Source organism: Streptomyces sp. NPDC059092 (assembly GCF_042756365.1).
In the GTDB taxonomy this organism is placed as follows: Bacteria; Actinomycetota; Actinomycetes; order Streptomycetales; family Streptomycetaceae; genus Streptomyces.
On the sequence record NZ_JBHZEJ010000002.1, the window covers coordinates 214,524 to 237,675 of the forward strand.

Sequence of the window (23,152 nt, forward strand, 5' to 3'; positions counted from 1 at the left end):
TGAAGAGATGCGCGTCACGTCTCACATGACGGACATCACACCCCCGCGCCCCGCCCGCGCGCCCCCACCCGCCCCTCACACCCCATCACACGGCGCGCGCGGCCCACTTGACCGCCGGACCGGGGCGGTGGCTCATTAGGGTGGCCGTATGGTCAATCTGACGCGCATCTACACCCGTACCGGCGACCAGGGCACGACGGCGCTCGGCGACATGAGCCGTACCGCCAAGACCGATCCGCGGATCGCCGCCTACGCCGACGCCAACGAGGCCAACGCGGTCATCGGCACCGCGATCGCCCTGGGGCAGCTGCCCGCGGAGATCGTGAAGGTCCTGGTCCGCGTCCAGAACGACCTCTTCGACGTGGGCGCCGATCTCTCCACCCCCGTCGTGGCGGAGCCCGAATTTCCGCCACTGCGCGTCGAGCAGGCGTACGTCGACAAACTGGAGGCGGACTGCGACCACTTCCTGGAGGACCTGGAGAAGCTCCGCAGCTTCATCCTCCCCGGCGGCACCCCCGGCGCGGCGCTGCTGCACCAGGCCTGCACGGTCGTCCGGCGGGCCGAGCGCTCGACGTGGGCGGCGCTGGAGGTGCACGGCGAGGTGATGAACGCGCTGACGGCGACGTATCTGAACCGCCTCTCCGACCTCCTGTTCATCCTGGCCCGCGCGGCCAACAAGGAGGTCGGGGACGTGCTCTGGGTCCCGGGCGGCGAACGCTGACGGCCGCGCGGGAAAGGCGGTTCAGCGCTCCGTCAGACGCGCGGGACGCCCCACCCGGGTGGGAACGGCGGTTCCGGGGCGCTCCCTCGGCGGTCTCTTCGGCCGGAGCGCGTACGCCGGGCGATCACGCCGTGGATCCCGGTGGCCCGCACCGCGGTGAGCTGCCAGGCGGTCAGGGATCCGGTGTCGTTCGCGTCGCCCACCCCACGTACCCGATCGCGAGCTGGAGCAGCCCGACGGCGACCACGGCGCCGAGAAGGGTACGCAGCCACAGCCCGGTCTCGCGGCGGGCGCGGGCGGCGCCGTAGCGCGGGGGCCTCGGCGCGGCACGCACCCCGCGTCGTCGTCAGTGACGAGAGGTGACCGCGCCCTTCGATGTACGGCGGGCTCCGCCGGTGTGGGAAGGCGGGCGCTCAACCGGCCGTGCCGGATAAAGCGGTGACCGCTGATCGCGGAGCTCGCGGCGAGCGGTGACCGCTGATCGCGGAGTTCGCGGCGCCGCGGCCGGTGCGGCCGGGCGGCGGCCCGGAACGGCGCCGGCCGGGCCTCCGGCTTTGGTCTGGACCTATTGACGATTGGTCCAGACCTTCCTACTCTCACCGCACACACACTGCGGTGAGCCTCGCAGCGTGCACGCAACGCCGGTACGTACTCCGGTACTCACCCGAGGAGCGCGCCTTGACCACCCCGACCTCCCCCCACCCCCGCAGACAGAGACACGGATCCCGGACCGTCGCGGCCCTGACCGCCCTGCTGCTCCCCCTCGCCGCACTCGTCGGCCTCGCCACCCCCGCCCAGGCGGCCACCTCCGCCACCGCCACGTACACCAAGGTCTCCGACTGGGGCACGGGCTTCGAGGGCAAGTGGACGGTGAAGAACACCGGTACCACCGCCCTCGCCTCCTGGACGGTGGAGTGGGACTTCCCCTCCGGCACCGCCGTCACCTCGGGCTGGGACGCGGACGTCACCGGCTCGGGCAACCACTGGACCGCGAAGAACAAGTCCTGGAACGGCGCACTCGCCGCCGGCGCCTCGATCAGCTTCGGCTTCAACGGCAGCGGCGCCGGCGCGCCCTCCGGCTGCAAGCTCAACGGCGCCTCCTGCGACGGCGGTCCGAGCGTGCCCGGCGACAACCCGCCCTCCGCGCCCGGCACCCCCACCGCGAGCGACATCACCAACACCTCGGTCAAGCTGAGCTGGAGCGCGGCCACCGACGACAAGGGAATCAAGAACTACGACGTGCTGCGCGGCGGTACGAAGGTCGCCACCGTCACCGGCACGACGTACACGAACACCGGCCTGAGCGCGGGCACGGACTACTCGTACACCGTCCAGGCGCGTGACACCGCCGACCAGACGGGCCCGGTCAGCGGCGCCCGCGCGGTCCGTACGACCGGCTCCACCGACCCGGGCCCCGGTACGGGCGCCAAGGTCAAGCTCGGCTACTTCACCGAGTGGGGCGTCTACGGCCGGAACTACCACGTCAAGAACCTGGTGACCTCCGGGTCCGCGTCGAAGATCACCCACATCAACTACTCGTTCGGCAATGTCACCGGTGGCAAGTGCACCATGGGCGACAGCTACGCCGCGACCGACCGGGCGTACACCGCCGACCAGTCCGTCGACGGCGTGGCCGACACCTGGGACCAGCCGCTGCGCGGCAACTTCAACCAGCTGCGCAAGCTCAAGGCCAAGAACCCGAACATCAAGGTGCTGTGGTCCTTCGGCGGCTGGACCTGGTCCGGCGGCTTCGGCCAGGCCATGCAGAACCCGGCCGCCTTCGCGCAGTCCTGTTACGACCTGGTGGAGGACCCGCGCTGGGCCGATGTCTTCGACGGCATCGACCTGGACTGGGAGTACCCGAACGCGTGCGGCCTGTCCTGCGACACCAGCGGCCCGGCCGTGTTCAAGAACATGATGCAGGCGATGCGCGCCAAGTTCGGCGCGAACAACCTGGTCACGGCGGCCGTCACGGCGGACGCCTCGGCCGGCGGCAAGATCGACAGCGTGGACTACGCGGGCGCCGCGCAGTACATGGACTGGTTCAACGTCATGACGTACGACTTCTTCGGCGCCTTCTCCGCCCAGGGCCCGACGGCCCCGCACTCCCCGCTCACCTCGTACCCGGGCATCCCGAAGGCGGGCTTCAACTCCGCCGAGGCGATCGCCAAGTTCAAGGCGCAGGGGGTGCCGGCCAAGAAGCTGCTCCTCGGCATCGGCTTCTACGGACGCGGCTGGACCGGCGTCACCCAGTCCGCCCCCGGCGGTACGGCGACCGGGGCCGCGCCCGGCACGTACGAGGCGGGCATCGAGGACTACAAGGTCCTCAAGAACACCTGCCCGGCCACCGGCACGGTCGGTGGCACGGCGTACGCGCACTGCGGCACCAACTGGTGGAGCTACGACACCCCGGCGACCATCGCGTCCAAGATGGCGTGGGCCAACCAGCAGAGCCTGGGCGGCGCGTTCTTCTGGGACTTCACCGGTGACACCGCCAACGGGGAGCTGGTGACGGCGATCAGCAGCGGGCTCGGTTAGGCGCTCGGTCGCAGGTGATACGGAAGGGGCGGTACCGCGGACGCGGTGCCGCCCCTCTCGTGTGCGCCGGTCCTCCGCGCCGATGGGGACTACGCGCTCAGGCGACGTTCACGCGCTGTCCCGGCGGCGCCGCCTCCAGCCAGGCCAGGAAGCCCGTGAGCGCGTCGTCGCTCATCGCCAGCTCCAGCTTGACGCCGTGGTGCGTACAGCCCAGGATCACCGCGTCGGAGAGGAGCGCCAGCTCCTCCTCGCCCTCGGGCGCGCGGCGGGCCAGGACCTCGATCGCGGAGCGTTCCAGCGTACGGCGGGGGCGGGGCGCGTACGAGAAGACCCGGAACCAGTTGATCCGGTCGCTGTTGTAGCGGGCGACCCCGTACACCCAGCCCTTGCCGGAGAGGTCCGGCTCCTCGGGGACGTTCCACCGCAGACTGCAGTCGAACGTGCCACCGGAGCGCTGGATCAGCCGCCGGCGCAGGCCGAAGACGAAGAGCCCCACCGCAACCAGTACGACGACCAGTCCGCAGACAAGCAGAGCGAGGACCATCAACACCGACCTCCTCGCCTCATCCAGTCACCGGAACAGGAACCGCATCCGCATCGCCTCAGCCGCGACCCGGTCCGGAGGGGTCCGGAACGAGCCGCGGCTGAGGGTGAATCCGTTGCGACGCCGCGCTAACGCGCCGCCACCGCACGCAGCCGGACGGCGGCGCGACGCTCGGCGGCGTCGTCCTCACCCGACTTCGCGCGCTCCAGCGCGTGCTCGGCGCGCTGGGTGTCGATCTCGTCCGCAAGCTCGGCGATCTCCGCGAGCAGCGAGAGCTTGTTGTCGGCGAACGACAGGAAACCGCCGTGGACAGCCGCCACGACCGTTCCGCCGTCACTCGTACGAATGGTCACCGGGCCCGACTCCAGCACACCGAGCAGCGGCTGGTGACCGGGCATGACGCCGATGTCGCCGGACGTGGTACGCGCGACGACCAGCGTGGCCTCGCCGGACCAGACACTGCGGTCCGCGGCGACCAGCTCGACATGCAGCTCAGCAGCCATGGGTGGCTCCTCGGGTCACCACCCGGCGGTATCGCCGGGTGTTGGCTTCAATTCTATGGGGTGTCGATGAGGGCATCGGAGGGGGGCGGGACAAACCCGCCCCCCTCCCTGAACCGGAGGCTCAGGAGACGCCGAGTTCCTTGGCCTTGGCCTTCAGGTCGTCCAGGCCACCGCACATGAAGAACGCCTGCTCGGGGAAGTGGTCGTACTCCCCGTCACAGATCGCGTTGAACGCGGCGATCGACTCGTCGAGCGGCACGTCCGAACCGTCCAGGCCGGTGAACTGCTTGGCGGCGTGGGTGTTCTGCGACAGGAAGCGCTCGACGCGACGGGCGCGCTGGACGACCAGCTTGTCCTCTTCGCTCAGCTCGTCGATGCCGAGGATCGCGATGATGTCCTGGAGGTCCTTGTTCTTCTGCAGGATCCCCTTGACGCGGCTGGCCGCGTCGTAGTGGTCCTGCGAGATGTACCGCGGGTCCAGGATGCGGGACGTCGAGTCCAGCGGGTCCACCGCCGGGTAGATGCCCTTCTCCGAGATCGGACGCGACAGCACGGTCGTCGCGTCGAGGTGCGCGAAGGTCGTGGCCGGGGCCGGGTCGGTCAGGTCGTCCGCGGGCACGTAGATCGCCTGCATCGAGGTGATCGAGTGGCCACGGGTCGACGTGATGCGCTCCTGGAGCACACCCATCTCGTCCGCCAGGGTCGGCTGGTACCCCACCGCGGACGGCATACGGCCGAGCAGCGTGGAGACCTCGGAACCGGCCTGGGTGAAGCGGAAGATGTTGTCGATGAAGAGCAGCACGTCCTGCTTCTGCACATCGCGGAAGTACTCCGCCATGGTCAGCGCGGAGAGCGCCACCCGCAGACGCGTGCCCGGCGGCTCGTCCATCTGGCCGAAGACCAGCGCGGTCTTGTCCAGCACGCCCGACTCGGTCATCTCGTCGATGAGGTCGTTGCCCTCACGCGTGCGCTCACCGACACCGGCGAACACCGAGACACCGTCGTGCAGCTTGGCCACACGCATGATCATTTCCTGGATGAGGACCGTCTTGCCGACGCCCGCACCACCGAACAGACCGATCTTGCCGCCCTTGACGTACGGGGTCAGCAGGTCGACGACCTTCAGGCCGGTCTCGAACATCTCGGTCTTCGACTCAAGCTGGTCGAAGGCCGGGGCCTTGCGGTGGATCGGCCAGCGCTCGGTGACCTGCGCCTCGGCCGCCGGGTCGTTCAGGATCTCGCCGAGGGTGTTGAACACCTTGCCCTTGGTGATGTCACCGACGGGCACGGTGATGCCGTTGCCCGTGTCGGTCACCGGGGCCTGGCGGACCAGACCGTCGGTGGGCTGCATCGAGACCGCGCGCACCATGCCCTCGCCCAGGTGCTGGGCGACTTCGAGGGTCAGCGTCTTGAGCTTGCCGTCCTCGGCCGGGTCGGCCACCTCGACGTGCAGAGCGTTGTAGATCTCCGGCATCGCGTCGACGGGGAACTCCACGTCGACGACCGGGCCGATGACCCGGGATACGCGGCCCGCGGCCGTGCTTCCCGGGGTGGCCGCCTCAACTGTGGTCGTCATTAATTTTCACTCCCCGCGGTCGCGTCGGCCAGGGCGCTCGCGCCACCGACGATCTCGCTGATTTCCTGGGTGATTTCGGCCTGGCGGGCCGCGTTGGCAAGCCGGGAAAGGCTCTTGATGAGATCCCCGGCGTTGTCGGTCGCCGACTTCATCGCGCGGCGGGTGGCAGCGTGCTTGGAAGCGGCGGCCTGGAGCAGCGAGTTGTAGATACGGCTCTCGACGTAGCGCGGCAGCAGGGCGTCGAGGACGTCCTCCGCCGACGGCTCGAAGTCGAACAGCGGAAGGACCTCGCCCCCCCGCTTGAGGACCTCGGCGGACTCCTCCGCGGTGCTCGGGGTGAGCGCCAGCGGCAGCAGCCGGTTCTCGATCGGGGTCTGCGTCATCATCGAGATGAACTCGGTGAAGACGATGTGGATCTCGTCCACACCACCGTGCGCGGTGTCCTTGGTGATCGCCTCGATGAGCGGGGCGGCCACCGCCTTCGCGTCGGCGTAGGTGGGGTTGTCCGTGAAGCCCGTCCACGAGTCCTCGACCGGACGCTCACGGAAGCCGTAGTACGCGACTCCCTTGCGACCCACGATGTAGGTCACGACGTCCTTGCGCTCACTGCTGAGCCGGCTCGTCAGACGCTCGGCCGCCTTGATCGCGTTCGAGGAGTAGCCGCCGGCCAGTCCGCGGTCGCTCGTGATGAGCAGGACCGCGGCCCGGGTGGGCCGCTCGACCTCGGTCGTCAGGGGGTGCTTGGTCGTGGAGCCGGTCGCCACCGCGGTCACCGCGCGGGTGAGCTCGGTCGCGTACGGCGTCGAGGCCGCCACCTGGCGCTGCGCCTTGACGATGCGCGAGGCGGCGATCATCTCCATCGCCTTGGTGATCTTCTTGGTCGCGGTGACGGATTTGATGCGACGCTTGTAGACCCGGAGCTGGGCTCCCATGAGTCAGGTCCCTTCCGTCGTCACTTGGAGGCGTTGACGGCCGGCGCGTCGTCCCCGAGGAGCTGCCCGTCCGACGTCTCGAACTGCCGCTTGAAGGCGGCGATGGCGTCCCCGACCGACTGCAGCGTGTCGTCGGACATCTTGCCGCCCTCGGCGATGCTGGTCAGCAGCTCCTTGCGCTCGCGGCGCAGGTGCTCCAGCAGCTCGCTCTCGAAGCGGCGGATGTCCTCGACCGGTACGTCGTCCATCCTGCCGGTGGTGCCGGCCCAGACGGAGACGACCTGCTCCTCCATCGGGTACGGCGCGTACTGGGGCTGCTTCAGCAGCTCGACCATGCGCTTGCCGCGCTCCAGCGAGGCCTTGGACGCCGCGTCCAGGTCGGAACCGAAGGACGCGAACGCCTCCAGCTCACGGTACTGGGCGAGGTCCACGCGGAGCCGGCCCGAGACCTGCTTCATGGCCTTGTGCTGGGCGGAGCCACCGACACGGGAGACCGAGATACCGACGTTCAGCGCGGGCCGCTGGCCGGCGTTGAACAGGTCGGACTCCAGGAAGCACTGGCCGTCGGTGATGGAGATGACGTTGGTCGGGATGAACGCGGAGACGTCGTTGGCCTTCGTCTCGACGATCGGCAGACCCGTCATCGAACCGGCGCCCAGCTCGTCGGAGAGCTTGGCGCAGCGCTCCAGCAGACGCGAGTGCAGGTAGAAGACGTCACCCGGGTACGCCTCACGGCCCGGCGGGCGGCGCAGCAGCAGGGACACGGCACGGTAGGCGTCGGCCTGCTTCGAGAGGTCGTCGAAGATGATGAGGACGTGCTTGCCCTCGTACATCCAGTGCTGGCCGATGGCCGAACCGGTGTACGGCGCCAGGTACTTGAAGCCGGCCGGGTCGGACGCGGGGGCCGCGACGATGGTCGTGTACTCCAGCGCACCGGCCTCCTCCAGCGCACCGCGTACGGACGCGATGGTGGAGCCCTTCTGGCCGATGGCGACGTAGATGCAGCGGACCTGCTTCTTCGTGTCGCCGGAGCGCCAGTTGTCACGCTGGTTGATGATCGTGTCGACGGCCAGGGCGGTCTTGCCGGTCTGGCGGTCGCCGATGATGAGCTGACGCTGGCCGCGGCCGATCGGCACCATGGCGTCGACAGCCTTGTAGCCGGTCTGCATCGGCTCGTGGACCGACTTGCGGACCATGACGCCGGGGGCCTGCAGTTCGAGGGCGCGGCGGCCCTCGGTCGCGATCTCGCCGAGACCGTCGATCGGGTTGCCGAGGGGGTCGACGACGCGGCCGAGGTATCCCTCGCCGACCGCCACCGACAGGACCTCGCCGGTACGGGTGACCGGCTGTCCCTCCTCGACACCGCTGAACTCGCCGAGGACGATCGCGCCGATCTCACGCTCCTCAAGGTTGAGGGCGAGACCGAGGGTGCCGTCCTCGAACTTCAGCAGCTCGTTCGCCATGGCCGAGGGCAGTCCCTCGATCTTGGCGATACCGTCGCCGGCCACGCTGACCGTACCGACCTCCTCGCGCGAGGCCGCGTCCGGCTTGTACGACTGGACAAAGTTCTCCAGTGCGTCCCGGATCTCCTCCGGCCGGATCGTGAGCTCCGCCATCTGGGTTCCCTGCTCTCCTTGTTGGGCCCGAAGTTTCTTGGGGGTCTGCGTTCTTGCCTCTGGGGGCGACCCCCAGGAATCTTCTGCAATTCTCTGCACGGCCCAACCGGGCCGCTGGTCCTGCTCTGAATCTTTTGCCGGCGTCAGCCGGCCAGCCGCCGGGTCGCCTCTTCGAGACGCTCCGCGACCGTGCCGTTGACGACCTCGTCACCGACGCGTACCGACACTCCGCCGAGGACCTCGGGGTCCACGTCGAGGTTCAGATGCATCGGGTGGCCGTACAGCTTGGCCAGGGCCGCGCCGAGGCGCTGCTTCTGGCCCTCGGTGAGCGGCACCGCCGAGGTGACGACGGCGACCATGCGGTCCCGGCGAGCCGCGGCGAGCCGGGAGAGGGTCTGGAGACCCGCTTCCAGGCTACGTCCCCGGGGCTGGGTCACAAGACGCACTACCAGGCGTTCGGTGGCCGGATTGGCCCGGCCGCCGAGCAGGCTGTGCAGCAGCGCGGTCTTGGCGGGGACCGTCGCCGCCCGGTCGGTGAGCGCGGATCGCAGCGCGGGGCTGGACTCGACGATCCGGCCGAACCGGAACAGCTCGTCCTCGACGTCGTCCAGACCGCCGGCCCGCTGCGCGTCGGTCAGCTCGGCGACGGAGGCGAGCTCCTCGATCGAGTCGACCAGGTCACGCGGCTGCGACCAGCGGCTACGGACCATACCGGTGACCAGGTCGGCGGTGGAACCGCTCACCTGGCCGCGCAGCAGCGATCCGGCCAGCTCGGCCTTGGACTCGGCGGTCCGCGCCGGGTCGGTCAGGACCCGGCGCAGCGACACCTCGCGCTGGAGCAGCGCGGTGACCGCGGCCAGCTCGTCCGCGAGCTTCGCGGCGTCGACCGACGTGGAGTCGGTCAGCGCGTCGAGACGCTCACGGGCGGCGGACTGTGCCTCGCGGCTCGCTCCGCGCACCGTCATCGGGTGGCCTCGGCCTTCGAAGCGCCGTCCTCAAGCTCGTCGAGGAAGCGGTCGATGGTGCGGCTCTGCCGGGCGCTGTCCTCAAGGGACTCGCCGACGAGCTTGCCGGCCAGGTCGGTGGCGAGCTTGCCCACGTCCTGACGGAGCGCGCTGGCCGCGGCCTTGCGGTCCGCCTCGATCTGGGCGTGCCCGGCGGCGATGATCTCTTCCCGCTGCCGCTGACCTTCCGCCTTCATCTCCTGGATGATGGCGGTGCCCTGCTCGGTCGCCTCCTGGCGGAGCCGGGCGGCCTCGTGCCGGGCTTCGGCGAGCTGGGCCTTGTACTGCTCCAGGACGCTCTGGGCCTCGGTCTTGGCGGCCTCCGCCTGCTCGATCCCGCCCTCGATGGCCTCGCGACGCTCGTCCAGAACCTTGTTGATGTTCGGGAGGAGCTTCTTGGCGAGGAAGCCGAGGACGATGACAAAGGCGATCAGGCCGATGACGAGCTCGGGGATCGGCGGGATCAGCGGGTTTTCCGCTTCTCCGGCCGCGAGCTGAACCAGAGGGTTCACATCAGTGCCTTTCGTCTAATAAAACTGGTGGTCGCGGTTCGTCTTACGGGTAGACGAAGGGCATGACCAGGCCGATGAGGGCCAGCGCCTCACAGAACGCGAAACCGAGGATCTGGTTGGCGCGGATGAGGCCGGCGGCCTCGGGCTGACGGGCCAGGGCCTGCGTACCGTTACCGAAGATGATGCCGACGCCGACGCCGGGGCCGATGGCGGCAAGACCGTAACCGACGGAGCTGAGGGAGCCGGTGACGGCGGCAAGGGTCTCAGTGGCAGCCATGCTGATTCTTCCTTCTCTTTCACGGACCGGTGGGGGTTGGCCACCGGACGTCTGCGGGATCTGAAGTGGGTGGGCGTTCAGTGGCTCTCGGCGAGCGCGCCCTGGATGAAGCTGCACGTCAGGAGGACGAACACATAGGCCTGGACGGCCTGGATGAACAGCTCGAAGGCGGTCATCACGATGACCATCACGAACGAGACACCGGCGTAGGCGATGCCGATCCCGTTCAGCAGGTACCAACTGGCGATCGTGAAGAGCAGCAGCAGCGTGTGGCCCGCGAACATGTTGGCGAACAGTCGCACCGCGTGGGTGAACGGCCGGACGAGCAGGTTCGAGAAGAGCTCGATGGGCATCGACAGGGCCAGGACCGGGCCGAGCGACTTGTCGTAGCCGGTGAAGTTCTTGAAGGCGCCGACGAAGCCGTGTCGCTTGAAGGTCAGGGAGACCCACGTGATGTAGACGATGGCGGCCAGGCCAACCGGGTACGCGATGATCGACGTCACCGGGAACTGGGCGACCGGGATGACGGACCAGAGGTTCATCATCCAGACGAAGAAGAAGAGGGAGACGACGAGCGGAACGTACTTCTCGCCTTCCTTCTTGCCGATCGTCTCGTAGACGACGCCGCGCCGGATGAAGTCGTAGCCGGCCTCGGCCACCATCTGGAGCTTGCCCGGGACGACCTTCGGCTTGCGGAAAGCGGCCCAGAAGAAACCGACGATGATGATCGAGCCGAGCAGCGCCAGCAGCATCGTCTTGTTGAAGTACACGTTGCTGTCCGCGTCACCGAAGATCGGCTGGAACAGGAACGAGTGCAGGCCGGGTGCCGGAAAGCCACAACCGTCGAAGATGTGGCAGTCGGTCTCGAAGGCGAGCACCTGCGTCGGGTCAGCACTCACCGCGGGCTCCTTCAGCATGGCGCATAGGTACGGCAACCTCGTTGTGTCGGCGCGGCGCGCAGCCGCGGTTCGGCACTGGACTGGTGTGACGGATGTGGGGACGGCGGTCGGGCGTTGAGCCTCGCGTAGGAACAGGCGTCAGCTCGGATGCCCGCGCCCGCAATGCCGCAGTTGGCACCGGACGATAGCAGGATCCCGAACGGGCACTTATCCCGGCCCTACCCCTCACGCCGATGACCCTGACTTCTCGGCCTTGTCGGCCGTCGAGGAGTCGGGTTCGACGTAGAGGATCTTGGCCTTCATGTGGGCACGCGCCTGTGCGGCGATCCAGACGAGGGTCGCCACAACGAGAGTGAAGGCGAACGCCTTCGGTTCGAACAAGGTCGTGTTCTTGAACAGACCGACAAAAATGACCAGCAACAGGAGCTGAGCCGTGTAGAGCATCAGTCCCATCGCCTGGAAAAGGTGCGGAAGCGACTTGGCCGTGCGTTCGAGCACCACGAGCCCGATGCCCATGAAAACGATCACCACCAGCGCGCCGACAGCGGCTCCCAGCGCCCCCTTGCCGCCCGCGACCACGGCACTGACGGCCGCGGCGATGGCGCCGACGGCCGCGGTGGGCACGGCGGTGTGAAGGAGGTTCCGGACGTCGTTGGACGGCATGGCGGCAGCTCCGCTGAATGGGTGGGGCAGGTGGTGTCGTCACAGACGAGCGTAGGCCCGGTCCGAGGATGAGTTTCTCGGGCCAACGGACCGTCGCACTACGGTCCTTCGGCTCTGTCGCCGGGTCTCGTGAACAGTATCACAAACTATTTGATGAGGTCTTTACCATGGGGGTGTGCTAACTGTCACACATGAGAGTGAGGCCGCGCGTGTGTGCACGGCAAGGCCGCGTCTTGTCTGGTAAAGGGACCTGACGGGCGATACGGCCCCGCGGTCACTGCCGTGAGCCGGCCTTCCTTCGATCGGGTAGACGCGAACGAGCGCCGATGGCGGTCGCTCCGTTGACGCCGGCAGGAACGGGCGTACGAACTTCCGCGGGCGGCTCGTGCTCCTGTCCGTGTGCGCGGGCGGCTCCCGCCCCCGCGCCGGCCACGGCCGGGTCCCCGCCGGTCTCGACCGCCTCCCGCGCCTCCGCCTCGGTACGCCTGTGGCGCCGGTAGCGCGGCGGCACGAACGCCTGCGCCCACAGCGGCGCACGCGGGGTGAAGCGCGGCAGCAGCAGGAGCACCAGACCCACCGCGCTCAGCGCCACCACGACCAGCAGGATCCACATCGACGCCGAGTGCACCGAGTACGCGACCACGCCGAAGGCGATCAGCGCCGACCAGAAGTACATGATCAGCACCGACCTGCTGTGCGAGTGGCCGATCTCCAGCAGCCGGTGGTGCAGGTGGCCGCGGTCGGCGGCGAACGGCGACTTGCCGTTCCAGGTACGGCGTACGACCGCCAGCACCAGGTCGGCGAACGGGATCGCGATGATCGTCAGCGGCAGCAGCAGCGGGATGAAGACCGGCAGCGCCGCGTGGGTGGCCTGGCGGGTGGAGCCCTCGAAGATCTTCAGCGCGTCCGGGTCGACCTGGCCGGTCACCGAGATCGCGCCCGCCGCGAGCACCAGGCCGATCAGCATCGATCCCGAGTCGCCCATGAAGATCCGCGCCGGGTGCATGTTGTGCGGCAGGAAGCCCACGCACATGCCCATCAGGATCGCCGCGAAGAGCGTCGCCGGGGCCGCGGCCTCGATGCCGTACCCGTACCAGATCCGGTACGTGTACAGGAAGAACGCCGCAGCGGCGATGCAGACCATGCCGGCCGCGAGACCGTCGAGACCGTCCACGAAGTTGACCGCGTTGATGGTGATCACCACCAGCGCCACGGTCAGCAGGGTGCCCTGCCACGAGGTCAGCGCGACCGTGCCGACGCCGGGGACCGGGATCCACAGGATCGTCAGACCCTGCATGACCATCACGCCGGCGGCGATCATCTGCGCGCCGAGCTTGATCAGGGCATCGATCTCGAACTTGTCGTCCAAAACCCCGATCAGCCAGATCAGCGCGGCTCCGGAGAGCAGCGCGCGCGGCTCGTTCGACAGCTCGAAGACCCCGTTGAGGTTCTGCAGGTTGTCGGCGACGAGCAGTCCGGCGCACAGGCCGAAGAACATGGCGATGCCGCCGAGTCTCGGCGTCGGTTCGCGGTGCACGTCGCGGGCGCGGATCTCCGGCATCGCTCCGGTCGCGATGGCGAACTTTCGCACCGGCCCGGTCAGCAGATAGGTCACCGCGGCCGTCACGCAGAGCGTCAGCAGGTAATCACGCACGGGCTGCCCCACAGGAATCGCTGGCCATCTCAGCCCCACAGACTAGCCCGCGCCGGACCCCTTGACGGAAACCCGGTCGCTATATGAGCCAGGACAACGGGTGGAACGGAGCGGTTGCACGGGTTCCCCGTACGGAAAGTTCCATTCAGGAAACGGTCGCATACGGCGGGAAACGACCCACCAGCTCCTTCACCGTGTCGCGGAGCGCGCCGCGGGCCCCAGGAGCCTCTTCAGCGTCCTCGCGCAGCGCCGAGGCGATGATGGCCCCGATCCGGCCCATCTCGCCCTCACGCATGCCCTGAGTGGTCACGGCGGCCGTCCCCAGCCGTACGCCACGCCCTCCCTCGTACGGGAGTGCGCAGGTGTCGACCACCAGGCCCGCCGCGGCGAGCCGCCCGCGCGCGGCTCTCCCGTCCACCCCGAGCGGCGCGGGATCGACGGTGAGCAGATGCGTGTCCGTACCGTCCGTGGTGATCCCGAAACCCTTCTCGGCGAGCGCCTCGGCCAGCGCCCGCGCGTTGGAGACCACCTGATGGGCGTACGTGGCGTACGCGGGCGTGGCCGCCTCCCCGAAGGCGACGGCCTTGGCGGCGATCGTGTGCATCTGGGCGCCGCCCTGCGTGAACGGGAACACGGCCCGGTCCACGCGCTCCGCGTACTCCGCGCCGCACAGGATCATCCCGCCGCGCGGTCCGCGCAGCACCTTGTGCGTGGTGGCACACACGATGTCCGCGTACGGCACGGGGCTGGGCGCCGCTCCCCCCGCGACCAGCCCGATGGGATGGGCCGCGTCGGCGATCAGATAGGCGCCCACATCGTCGGCGATCTCTCTGAAGGCCGCGTAGTCGACATGGCGCGGATAGGAGATCGAGCCGCACACCAGCGCCTTGGGGCGGTGTGTCCGCGCCAGGTGGCGCACCTGCGCGTAGTCGATGAGCCCGGTCCGCACGTCGACCCCGTACCCCACGAAGTCGAACCACCGTCCCGAGAAGTTGACGGGAGCACCGTGCGTGAGGTGCCCGCCGTACGACAACCCCATGGCGAGAACCGTGTCCCCGGGCCGCAGCAGCGCCGCGTACGCCGCCAGCACGGCGGACGAGCCCGAGTGCGGCTGTACGTTGGCGTGCTCGGCCCCGAACAGCGCCCGGGCCCGCTCGACGGCGACCCGCTCGGCGGCGTCCACCAGCTCGCAGCCACCATGGTGGCGGGCGCCGGGATAGCCCTCCGCGTACTTGTTGGCGAGCGGGGAACCGAGGGCCGCGAGCACGGCGGGCGAGGTGAAGTTCTCGGCGGCGATCAGTTGCAGGCTGTCGGCCTGGCGCCGCGCCTCACCGAGAATGATCTCGGCCATCTCGGGATCCTGCCGCCGCAGGACGTCCAGCGCCGCTTCCGGCGCGCTGCGGGTGGTGCGCGGGCCCGCGTGAGGCTCCGCGTGGGGTTCGGTGACGACCGGCATGACGGGCTCCGGGCCTCGGTGGGGCGTGACGCCTTCCAATGTAGGCCGCGAAGCCCCGGACCGCCCGGCGTGTTTTTTGGGGCTCGGTTCGCCTCCCCGACCCTGCGGCGAGTGAGCCGAAGGGGCGCGTCGGTGCCGTGAGAGAGAGCGCGCAGGTTCGTGAGGTACGAGCGAACCGAGCACGGTCGACCGTCGGCGCCGACTTGAAGCGCCCCGGAGGCGAACCGAGCCTTAAGAAGATCCCGCCGGTACGCCGGTGAGGGCTGTGACCACCGGGTCGAGTGCCTGGTGGATCTCCTCGCCGATGGAGCGGAAGAAGGTGATCGGCGCCCCGTACGGGTCGTACACCTCGTCCGCCTCCGCCGTCGGTGCCAGCAGCCAGCCGCGGAGCGCCGCCGCCGCGCGGACCAGGGCGCGGGCGCGTTCCACGACGCCTTCGTCCAGGGGGTCGGGCAGCGTCGCCGGGTCTATGGCGCGCACCAGGCGCGTGAATTCCTTCAGCGTGAATGTGCGCAGGCCCGCCGAGTGGCCCATCGAGATGACCTGCGCCCGGTGGTCGCGGGTCGCGGTGAGGACCAGGTCGGCGCGGATGACGTGCTCGTCGAGGAGTTCGCGGCCCACGAAGCCGGAGGCGTCCGCACCGAAGTCGGCGAGGACGGCCTCCGCGTTGGCTTCCATGGGGGCGCCCTCGTGCCCCCAGGTGCCGGCGCTCTCCACGATCAGGCCGCCGGTCAGCCGCGCCCCCAGGCGGTCGTTCAGGGCATGCCGGTTGAGCCGCTCGGTGATGGGCGAGCGGCAGACATTGCCGGTACTGACGTGGAGGATGCGGAAGGTGGTGCCGGTGGTCGAGGTCTCCGCTATGCCACGCCCCTCAGGGGCGGTCAATTGGCCACCTCGAGGTCGGGTACCACCTTGCGGAGCTCCTCCGCGTCGAGGGCGCCGGCCCGCAGCAGCACCGGGACCTTGCCGGTGACGTCGACGATCGAGGAGGGGATGTTGGCGGGTGTCGGGCCGCCGTCGAGGTAGACGGAGACGGAGTCCCCCAGCATCTCCTGGGCCGCGTCGCAGGTCTCGGGGGCCGGGTGTCCCGTGAGGTTGGCGCTGGAGACGGCCATGGGGCCGACCTCGGTGAGCAGTTCGATCGCTACGGGGTGCAGCGGCATCCGGATCGCGACGGTGCCCCGGGTGTCCCCGAGGTCCCACTGGAGGGACGGCTGGTGCTTGGCGACCAGGGTGAGGGCACCCGGCCAGAACGCGTCGACCAGCTCCCACGCCTGTTCGGAGAAGTCCGTGACGAGGCCGTGCAGGGTGTTCGGGGAGCCGATCAGGACGGGGGTGGGCATGTTGCGGCCCCGGCCCTTGGCGTCCAGCAGATCGGCGACGGCCTCGGAGCTGAAGGCGTCCGCACCGATCCCGTACACGGTGTCGGTGGGCAGCACGACCAGCTCACCGCGGCGCACGGCCGACGCGGCCTCACGCAGACCCGTGGTGCGGTCGGTCGCGTCGTTGCAGTCGTATCGCCGGGCCATTTCAGGAAGCCTCCTCGTGCGCGTACACGGTCTGGGTCATCGAAGCGGAAGGGTCGTGAGGAATGGAAGGGGCACGAGGGGCACGAGGCGCGGGCACGGCGGTCGCGGACGGGGTCACGGCATCGCCTTGCGTGCCGTGGCGAAGCGCGGGCGCTTGTTCAGGTCCGGGTGGTCCGCGGCGTCCGCCCAGCCGGACTCCTCGCTGAAGATCCACGGGACCTGCCCGCCCTGCGTGTCCGCGTGCTCGACGACGACGAGGCCGCCGGGCCGCAGCAGCCGGTGCGCGGTGCGTTCGATGCCGCGGATCGTGTCGAGGCCGTCCTCGCCGGAGAAGAGGGCCATCTCCGGGTCGTGGTCACGGGCCTCGGGGGCGACGTACTCCCATTCGGTCAGGGGGATGTACGGCGGGTTGGAGATGACCAGGTCGACCTGGCCGTCCAGCTCGGGGAGGGCGCGCAGCGCGTCTCCCTGGTGCACGGTGACCCTGGACCCCTCGGCGTTCTTCCGCGTCCAGGTCAGGGCGTCCTCGGACAGCTCCACGGCGTGTACGCGCGAGCGCGGCACCTCCTGCGCCATGGCGAGCGCGATCGCGCCGGAGCCCGAGCACAGGTCGACGACGACGGGCTCGACGACGTCCATCGCGCGTACGGCGTCTATCGCCCAGCCGACGACCGACTCGGTCTCCGGGCGGGGCACGAAGACGCCGGGGCCCACCTGGAGCTCCAGGTAGCGGAAGAAGGCGCGTCCGGTGATGTGCTGGAGCGGTTCGCGGGCCTCGCGGCGCGCGACGGCCTCCCAGTAGCGGGCGTCGAAGTCCGCGTCCTTGACGCGGTGCAGCTCTCCCCGTTTGACGGCGTGCACGTACGCGGCGAGCTCTTCCGCGTCGAAACGCGGCGAGGGCACGCCCGCGTCGGCCAGCCGCTGGGTGGCCTGGGCCACCTCCGCGAGCAGCAGGCTGCGCCGCTGGGAGTCGCTGGGCCCCCCAGAATGTGGCTGCACGCTGGTTCCTCCGGAGTGCGAGTGCGGTCACCGGGGCGGTGGCCACAGGTCTTTTACTGGGCGGCTGCTAGCTTCGCGGCGGAGTCGGCGTCGACGCACGCCTGGATGACGGCGTCCAGGTCTCCGTCGAGCACTTGGTCCAAGTTGTACGCCTTGAAACCGACACGGTGGTCCGAGATCCGGTTTTCCGGGAAGTTGTACGTACGGATCTTCTCGGACCGGTCGACGGTGCGGACCTGGCTGCGCCGGGCGTCCGCCGCGTTCTTCTCGGCCTCCTCCTGGGCGGCGGCGAGCAGCCGCGACCGCAGGATACGCAGGGCCTGCTCCTTGTTCTGGAGCTGGCTCTTCTCGTTCTGGCAGGAGGCGACGACTCCGGTCGGCAGGTGCGTGATGCGTACGGCGGAGTCGGTGGTGTTGACGGACTGGCCGCCGGGGCCTGAGGAGCGGTAGACGTCGATACGGAGATCGTTGGCGTGGATCTCGACGTCGACCTCCTCGGCCTCGGGCGTGACGAGCACACCGGCGGCCGAGGTGTGGATGCGGCCCTGCGACTCGGTGGAGGGCACGCGCTGCACGCGGTGCACGCCGCCCTCGTACTTGAGCCGCGCCCAGACGCCCTGGCCGGGCTCGGTGGCGCCGTTGCCGCCCTTGGTCTTGACGGCGACCTGGACGTCCTTGTAGCCGCCCAGCTCGGACTCGGTGGCGTCGATGATCTCGGTCTTCCAGCCGACGCGCTCCGCGTACCGCAGGTACATGCGGAGGAGGTCGCCGGCGAAGAGCGCGGACTCGTCGCCTCCCGCGCCGGCCTTGACCTCCAGGATGACGTCCTTGTCGTCGCTGGGGTCGCGCGGCACGAGGAGCAGGCGCAGCTTCTCGGTCAGCTCGTCGCGCTGTTTCTCCAGCGTCTTGGCCTCGGCGGCGAAGTCGGGGTCGTCGGCGGCGAACTCACGTGCCGTGGCGATGTCCTCGCCGGTCTGCTTCCAGGAGCGGTACGTGGCGACGATCGGGGTCAGCTCGGCGTAACGCTTGTTGAGCTTGCGCGCGTTGGCCTGGTCGGCGTGGACCGACGGGTCGGCGAGCTGCTTCTCCAGACCGGCGTGCTCGCCGATCAGTTCCTCGACCGCCTCGAACATTCGGGGGCTCCGTGTTTCTCGCGTGACGCGCGTAACGAACGCGTGCGTAAAGAAGGTGCTGCCGTGCAGAAGATGCTGCCTGGAAGAAGGCTGCCGCGATGGGGGCCGGCGGTGCTGCGGGACGCCAAAGCGCCGGTCCCGGCGCCCCGCGGGTACGGGGCGCCGAGGACCGGCGCAGGTGGCTCGCTACTTCTTGGCGGAGCCGGCGGCCTTGCCGAAGCGGGCCTCGAAGCGGGCCACACGGCCACCGGTGTCGAGGATCTTCTGCTTGCCCGTGTAGAACGGGTGGCACTCGGAGCACAGGTCGGCACGGATCGTGCCCGACTCGATGGTGCTGCGGGTGGTGAACGACGCACCGCAGGTGCAGCTGACCTGGGTCTCGACGTACGTGGGGTGGATGTCGCGCTTCAAGGGGTGCTCCTAGTTTCGGGAGGGCGCCGGGTCGTACGCGCTGATTGCGCGGACGTGAACCGGGGCCGACGTACCAGTCTGCCAGGACCGGCCGTATCTCCCAAAACCGGGGGGCGGCCGGAAGTATTCCGGGGGCTCGCGGGGGCTCTTCCCGGCGCCTCCACCGGCGCCCGGAAGAGCCCCCGGCCGCGTCAGCCCGCGTTGACCACGCTGTGGGCGGAGCCCTTGTCGCCCGCCGAGTCCCGGGTGGCGGAGGCGGGGATCGGCTTGTCCTGCTTGAGGGCCGACCAGACCTGCTGGGTGGCGGCCGGGAGGGGCAGGACGCGGTTCGGGTCGGCCGGGTCGTACCGGACGGGGAGCGTGACCATGTGGACGTCCTGGGCGCCGAGGTCCTTGAGCCCGCCGGCGAACCCGACCAGCTTGTTGACGCTGTCGAGCTGGGAGTCCGGGGTGATCGTGCGGGTGGCGGTGTCGGCGAGGTCGTAGAGCTTCTTCGGGTTGCTGAACACGCCGACGCTCTTGACCTGCTCGATCAGCGCCTTGATGAAGGACTGCTGGACCTGTATGCGGCCGAGGTCGCTGCCGTCGCCGACGCTGTGGCGGGTCCGTACGAGGCCGAGGGACTGCTCCCCGCTCAGGGTGTGCGTGCCGGGGGCGAGCTTGAGGTGGCTCTTCGGGTCGTCGATGGCCTGCGTGGTGGTGATCTTCACGCCGCCGAGGGTGTTGATGAGCTTCTTGAAGCCGGTGAAGTCGACCTCGATGTAGTGGTCCATCCGCAGGCCCGACATCTGTTCGACGGTCTTGACCGCGCAGGCGGGGCCGCCGACCTCGTACGCCGTGTTGAACATGGTGAGCCGCCGGCCCGCCTCGGTGGCGCCGTGGGGGCCGGTGCAGTCGGGGCGGTCGATCAGCGTGTCCCGCGGCACGGAGACCACGCTGGCCTTCTTGTGGCCCTTGTAGATGTGGACGATCATCGCGGTGTCCGAGCGGGCTCCACCGCCGTCGTGGCCGTACGCGGCGTTCGCGCCGGAGCGGGAGTCCGAGCCGAGGACGAGGATGTTCTGGGAGCCGTCGCCGGAGTCGGCGGGGCGGTCGCCGCCGAGCTGGGCGTTGATGTCGACGCCGTTCAGGTTGCCGTTGAGCTTGAAGTACACGTACCCGAGCCCGGAGCCGCCGACGAGGACCAGGGCCGCCGCGGCCCACGCGGCGACGACGCTCGCGCGGCGGCGCCCGCCCTTTTCCCTGCGGCGCTTGCCGCTGGCCCGTATTCGGCTGCTGTTCCCGTCGCCCATGGTCTCCCTCAGTCCGTCGTGCGGGCCCCGCTACCTCCTGCCGTGATGACGAGGCGCACTTTGTCGCCACTTGTACAGACAGTGAAGCACCAAGAAGGGTTGCACAGCATGCGGGGGAGATGTCCGGACAGCGGCGCGGACGGGTTACGGACCGGCTCCTGGCCCGCTGCGACGCCCGTCGCACCGTACGGCTCTCCACCTGCGCTTTCAGCCTGCGGACGGCTCCATGGGGCGGCCAGGGGCCCGTGCGGGGGGTGTGGGATTAGTCTCCGGAGGTCTCCGCCGACTCCCAGGGGGCTCCGGTGCTCCCCGCCGGTGTCGTCGTACGGACTCCGGAAGGTCCGTACGACGAGAACCGCCCCGTCACCGGAAGTGACGGGGCGGTTCTCGTGCCGCGGGACGCCGCGGGATCCGGTCAGTCGTTGCCGTTGGAGCCCGGCGTCGTCTTCTGGATCTGGAGCAGGAACTCCGCGTTGGACTTGGTCTTCTTCATCTTGTCCAGGAGCAGCTCGATCGCCTGCTGCTGGTCGAGCGCGTGCAGCACCCGGCGCAGCTTCCAGACGACGGCCAGTTCGTCGCTGCCGAGCAGGATCTCTTCCTTACGGGTGGAGGACGCGTCCACGTCGACCGCCGGGAAGATGCGCTTGTCGGAGAGCTTCCGGTCGAGCTTGAGCTCCATGTTGCCGGTGCCCTTGAACTCCTCGAAGATCACCTCGTCCATGCGCGAGCCGGTCTCGACGAGCGCGGTGGCCAGGATGGTCAGCGAGCCGCCGTCCTCGATGTTGCGCGCCGCGCCGAAGAAGCGCTTCGGCGGGTAGAGCGCGGTCGAGTCGACACCACCGGACAGGATGCGTCCGGAGGCGGGCGCCGCGAGGTTGTACGCGCGGCCCAGACGGGTGATGGAGTCGAGCAGGACGACCACGTCGTGGCCCAGCTCCACGAGGCGCTTGGCGCGCTCGATGGCCAGTTCGGCGACGGTGGTGTGGTCCTCGGCCGGACGGTCGAAGGTCGAGGAGATGACCTCGCCCTTGACCGACCGCTGCATGTCGGTGACCTCTTCGGGCCGCTCGTCGACGAGGACGACCATCAGGTGGCACTCGGGGCTGTTGACCGTGATCGCGTTGGCGATGGCCTGGAGGATCATGGTCTTGCCGGTCTTCGGCGGGGCCACGATCAGACCGCGCTGGCCCTTGCCGATCGGTGCGACGAGGTCGATGATCCGCGTGGTCAGCACGCCCGGGTCGGTCTCCAGACGGAGCCGGTCCTGCGGGTAGAGCGGGGTCAGCTTCTGGAACTCCGGGCGGCCGCGGCCGGATTCGGCCCCCATGCCGTTGGCGGAGTCGAGACGGACGAGCGCGTTGAACTTCTCGCGGCGCTCGCCGTCCTTGGGCTGGCGGACGGCTCCGGTGACGTGGTCGCCCTTGCGCAGGCCGTTCTTGCGGACCTGGGCGAGCGAGACGTACACGTCGTTCGGGCCCGGCAGGTAGCCGGATGTCCTGATGAACGCATAGTTGTCGAGGATGTCGAGGATGCCCGCGACGGGGATCAGCACATCGTCGTCGGCGACCTGCGGCTCGCCGGGGCCGAACTCGTCGCGTCCGCGGCGGCCACGGCGGTCGCGGTAGCGTCCGCGCCGGCCGCGCCGGCCGCCCGCCTCGTCGTCGAAGTCGTCCTGGGGGCCGTTGTTCTGGGGGCCGTTGTTCTGGCTCTGGCCGCCGCCGCGGTTGTCGCGGTCGCCCCGGCCGCTCTGCTGCTGGCGGTTGCCGCCGCCCTGCTGCTGGCCGCCCTGCTGGTCGTCGCCCTTGCCGCGGCGGTCGCGCTGGCGGTCACGGCGTCCGTCGCGGTCACGGTCGCCGCGCTCGCCGCGCTGGCCGCGGTCCTGGCGGTCGCCGCGCCGGCCGTCGCCGTCGCTCTGGGCGCCGGAGGCCGCCACGGCCGTCTCGGCCCGCTCCTCGACCTTGACGTCGGCCGGGGCGTCCGCCGCGGTCTCCGTCTTCGTGTCGGGGCTGCCGGCCTGTGCGGTGGCCCTGCGGCGACGGCGCTCGCCCGTGGGCTGGTCGTCGCTGGCGGGCTGGCCGGGGATGTCGATCTGCTGCTGGGTCACGGCCTGCTCGGCCTGGCCCGCCTTCTCCTCGGCCGCCGCGGCGGCCTCGCCCGTACGGGCCTTGGAGGTCGCCCTGCGCTTGGGCTTGGTCTCTGCGTCCGCGCTGCCGTTGGCACCGGCGGCCTTGGCCGTCGAGCCGCCGCCGGCCTGCGCTTCCTTGATGACCTCGATCAACTGGCTCTTGCGCATCCGCGCGGTGCCCCTGATGCCGAGGCCCGACGCGACCTGCTGCAGCTCGGCCAGGACCATGCCGTCAAGGCCGGTGCCGGAGCGGCGGCGCCGTGCGGTGGTGCCAGTGGCAGCACCTTCGGCGGGCGCGGTGGTGTCGACACTGCTGTCGGCAGTCACGCCCATCAGATCGGTGGTGTCGCTCACGAAGGGTCCTTCCCTGGAGCGGACGTCGGCCTTCTGGCTCGGCGACCGGTTGTGCTGCCGGCTGCGGTCCCATCGTGTGGACCGGGCCGGGGCGGTGGTCCCGCCGGGTATACGGCGGAGAAATCTGCAAACGTGCGTACAAGCGATGGGTCCGGCCCGAGGTCCCCCTGCTCGGCCCACCGCTGGGAAAAACGGGGGGTGTCGTGCCGGTTCCGGTGCGTGCTCAAAACTGCTCAGGCAGGCTGCTCAGGCAGTTGGGGAGGCTCCCGGAAGAAGGGCGGTCCCGATGTGGGACACGAAGCACCGCGCCTGAAAGACGTCGGTTGCAGACTTGAGGTTAACACTACCGGCTCCAACAAACATTCCCCCTCTCACTCACCGGCAATCTCCTGTGGCTGTTCTCGCCAAGAGCTC

Annotated in this window: 22 protein-coding genes; 2 read left to right on the top strand and 20 right to left on the bottom strand. The window is 69.6% G+C overall.

The genetic code is table 11. The features are described from left to right. The first annotated feature begins 148 nt into the window (after nt 1-148). Nucleotides 149-721 (top strand): cob(I)yrinic acid a,c-diamide adenosyltransferase, encoded by a 573-nt coding sequence (locus ACFXPL_RS02400; RefSeq protein WP_384911129.1) that lies wholly within the window; start codon nt 149-151, stop codon nt 719-721. A 172-nt stretch (nt 722-893) separates the two neighbouring features. Here the strand turns inward: ACFXPL_RS02400 and ACFXPL_RS02405 are convergent, their stop codons facing one another. Next, entirely contained in the window at nt 894-1,055 is a 162-nt protein-coding gene (locus ACFXPL_RS02405) for a hypothetical protein (protein WP_384911132.1), read from the bottom strand. A 344-nt stretch (nt 1,056-1,399) separates the two neighbouring features. Here ACFXPL_RS02405 and ACFXPL_RS02410 point away from each other — a divergent pair, with 344 nt between their 5' ends. Further along, nucleotides 1,400-3,259 (top strand): glycosyl hydrolase family 18 protein, encoded by a 1,860-nt coding sequence (locus ACFXPL_RS02410; RefSeq protein ID WP_384911135.1) that lies wholly within the window; start codon nt 1,400-1,402, stop codon nt 3,257-3,259. Between the two features lie 97 nt (nt 3,260-3,356). On the opposite strand, the gene ACFXPL_RS02415 is transcribed toward ACFXPL_RS02410, so the two are convergent. The 19 genes from ACFXPL_RS02415 to rho form a co-directional block, all read right to left on the bottom strand. Beyond that, a complete protein-coding gene (locus ACFXPL_RS02415; protein WP_384911137.1) occupies nt 3,357-3,803 on the bottom strand; it encodes a DUF2550 domain-containing protein in 447 nt (148 codons plus the stop codon). Between the two features lie 128 nt (nt 3,804-3,931). Further along, nucleotides 3,932-4,306 (bottom strand): F0F1 ATP synthase subunit epsilon, encoded by a 375-nt coding sequence (locus tag ACFXPL_RS02420; protein ID WP_329829498.1) that lies wholly within the window; start codon nt 4,304-4,306, stop codon nt 3,932-3,934. A gap of 121 nt (nt 4,307-4,427) precedes the next feature. After that, nucleotides 4,428-5,882: a F0F1 ATP synthase subunit beta gene (gene atpD, locus ACFXPL_RS02425; RefSeq protein WP_384911141.1), complete on the bottom strand. Its 1,455-nt coding sequence runs from the start codon at nt 5,880-5,882 to the stop codon at nt 4,428-4,430. Continuing rightward, nucleotides 5,882-6,814: a F0F1 ATP synthase subunit gamma gene (locus ACFXPL_RS02430; RefSeq protein ID WP_384911144.1), complete on the bottom strand. Its 933-nt coding sequence runs from the start codon at nt 6,812-6,814 to the stop codon at nt 5,882-5,884. Before ACFXPL_RS02430 ends, atpD begins: the two co-directional genes overlap by 1 nt. Before the next feature lie 20 nt (nt 6,815-6,834). Then, on the bottom strand, nt 6,835-8,430 hold the full coding sequence (gene atpA, locus ACFXPL_RS02435) for a F0F1 ATP synthase subunit alpha (protein WP_384911147.1): 1,596 nt from the start codon (nt 8,428-8,430) through the stop codon (nt 6,835-6,837). A 143-nt stretch (nt 8,431-8,573) separates the two neighbouring features. Then, nucleotides 8,574-9,389 (bottom strand): F0F1 ATP synthase subunit delta, encoded by an 816-nt coding sequence (locus ACFXPL_RS02440; RefSeq protein WP_384911256.1) that lies wholly within the window; start codon nt 9,387-9,389, stop codon nt 8,574-8,576. Between the two features lie 2 nt (nt 9,390-9,391). Further along, nucleotides 9,392-9,946, bottom strand: a complete 555-nt coding sequence (locus tag ACFXPL_RS02445) for a F0F1 ATP synthase subunit B (RefSeq protein ID WP_384911150.1) — start codon at nt 9,944-9,946, stop codon at nt 9,392-9,394. Between the two features lie 43 nt (nt 9,947-9,989). Continuing rightward, complete coding sequence (gene atpE / locus ACFXPL_RS02450) at nt 9,990-10,223, bottom strand: ATP synthase F0 subunit C (protein ID WP_329829493.1); 234 nt, start codon at nt 10,221-10,223, stop codon at nt 9,990-9,992. A gap of 77 nt (nt 10,224-10,300) precedes the next feature. Next, nucleotides 10,301-11,122, bottom strand: coding sequence for a F0F1 ATP synthase subunit A (gene atpB / locus ACFXPL_RS02455; protein WP_384911153.1), 822 nt, complete (start codon nt 11,120-11,122; stop codon nt 10,301-10,303). A gap of 225 nt (nt 11,123-11,347) precedes the next feature. Next, a complete protein-coding gene (locus tag ACFXPL_RS02460; protein WP_384911156.1) occupies nt 11,348-11,785 on the bottom strand; it encodes a hypothetical protein in 438 nt (145 codons plus the stop codon). A gap of 274 nt (nt 11,786-12,059) precedes the next feature. Then, nucleotides 12,060-13,439 (bottom strand): MraY family glycosyltransferase, encoded by a 1,380-nt coding sequence (locus tag ACFXPL_RS02465; RefSeq protein WP_384911159.1) that lies wholly within the window; start codon nt 13,437-13,439, stop codon nt 12,060-12,062. A 145-nt stretch (nt 13,440-13,584) separates the two neighbouring features. Continuing rightward, nucleotides 13,585-14,790: a serine hydroxymethyltransferase gene (glyA, locus tag ACFXPL_RS02470; protein ID WP_384911259.1), complete on the bottom strand. Its 1,206-nt coding sequence runs from the start codon at nt 14,788-14,790 to the stop codon at nt 13,585-13,587. A 336-nt stretch (nt 14,791-15,126) separates the two neighbouring features. After that, on the bottom strand, nt 15,127-15,780 hold the full coding sequence (locus ACFXPL_RS02475; RefSeq protein WP_384911162.1) for a protein-tyrosine-phosphatase: 654 nt from the start codon (nt 15,778-15,780) through the stop codon (nt 15,127-15,129). Continuing rightward, on the bottom strand, nt 15,777-16,424 hold the full coding sequence (locus ACFXPL_RS02480) for an L-threonylcarbamoyladenylate synthase (protein ID WP_384911165.1): 648 nt from the start codon (nt 16,422-16,424) through the stop codon (nt 15,777-15,779). Before ACFXPL_RS02480 ends, ACFXPL_RS02475 begins: the two co-directional genes overlap by 4 nt. Before the next feature lie 114 nt (nt 16,425-16,538). Continuing rightward, complete coding sequence (gene prmC, locus ACFXPL_RS02485) at nt 16,539-17,423, bottom strand: peptide chain release factor N(5)-glutamine methyltransferase (RefSeq protein ID WP_384911168.1); 885 nt, start codon at nt 17,421-17,423, stop codon at nt 16,539-16,541. 53 nt (nt 17,424-17,476) lie between these two features. Beyond that, a complete protein-coding gene (gene prfA / locus ACFXPL_RS02490) occupies nt 17,477-18,556 on the bottom strand; it encodes a peptide chain release factor 1 (RefSeq protein ID WP_384911171.1) in 1,080 nt (359 codons plus the stop codon). 186 nt (nt 18,557-18,742) lie between these two features. Next, the gene (gene rpmE, locus ACFXPL_RS02495; RefSeq protein WP_384911174.1) at nt 18,743-18,967 is read right to left on the bottom strand and encodes a 50S ribosomal protein L31; all 225 of its coding nucleotides are present in this window, start codon (nt 18,965-18,967) and stop codon (nt 18,743-18,745) included. Nucleotides 18,968-19,158: 191 nt separating this feature from the next. Next, nucleotides 19,159-20,259 (bottom strand): LCP family protein, encoded by a 1,101-nt coding sequence (locus ACFXPL_RS02500; RefSeq protein WP_384911177.1) that lies wholly within the window; start codon nt 20,257-20,259, stop codon nt 19,159-19,161. Between the two features lie 415 nt (nt 20,260-20,674). Then, a complete protein-coding gene (gene rho, locus ACFXPL_RS02505) occupies nt 20,675-22,738 on the bottom strand; it encodes a transcription termination factor Rho (RefSeq protein ID WP_384911180.1) in 2,064 nt (687 codons plus the stop codon). Between the last annotated feature and the right edge of the window lie 414 nt (nt 22,739-23,152).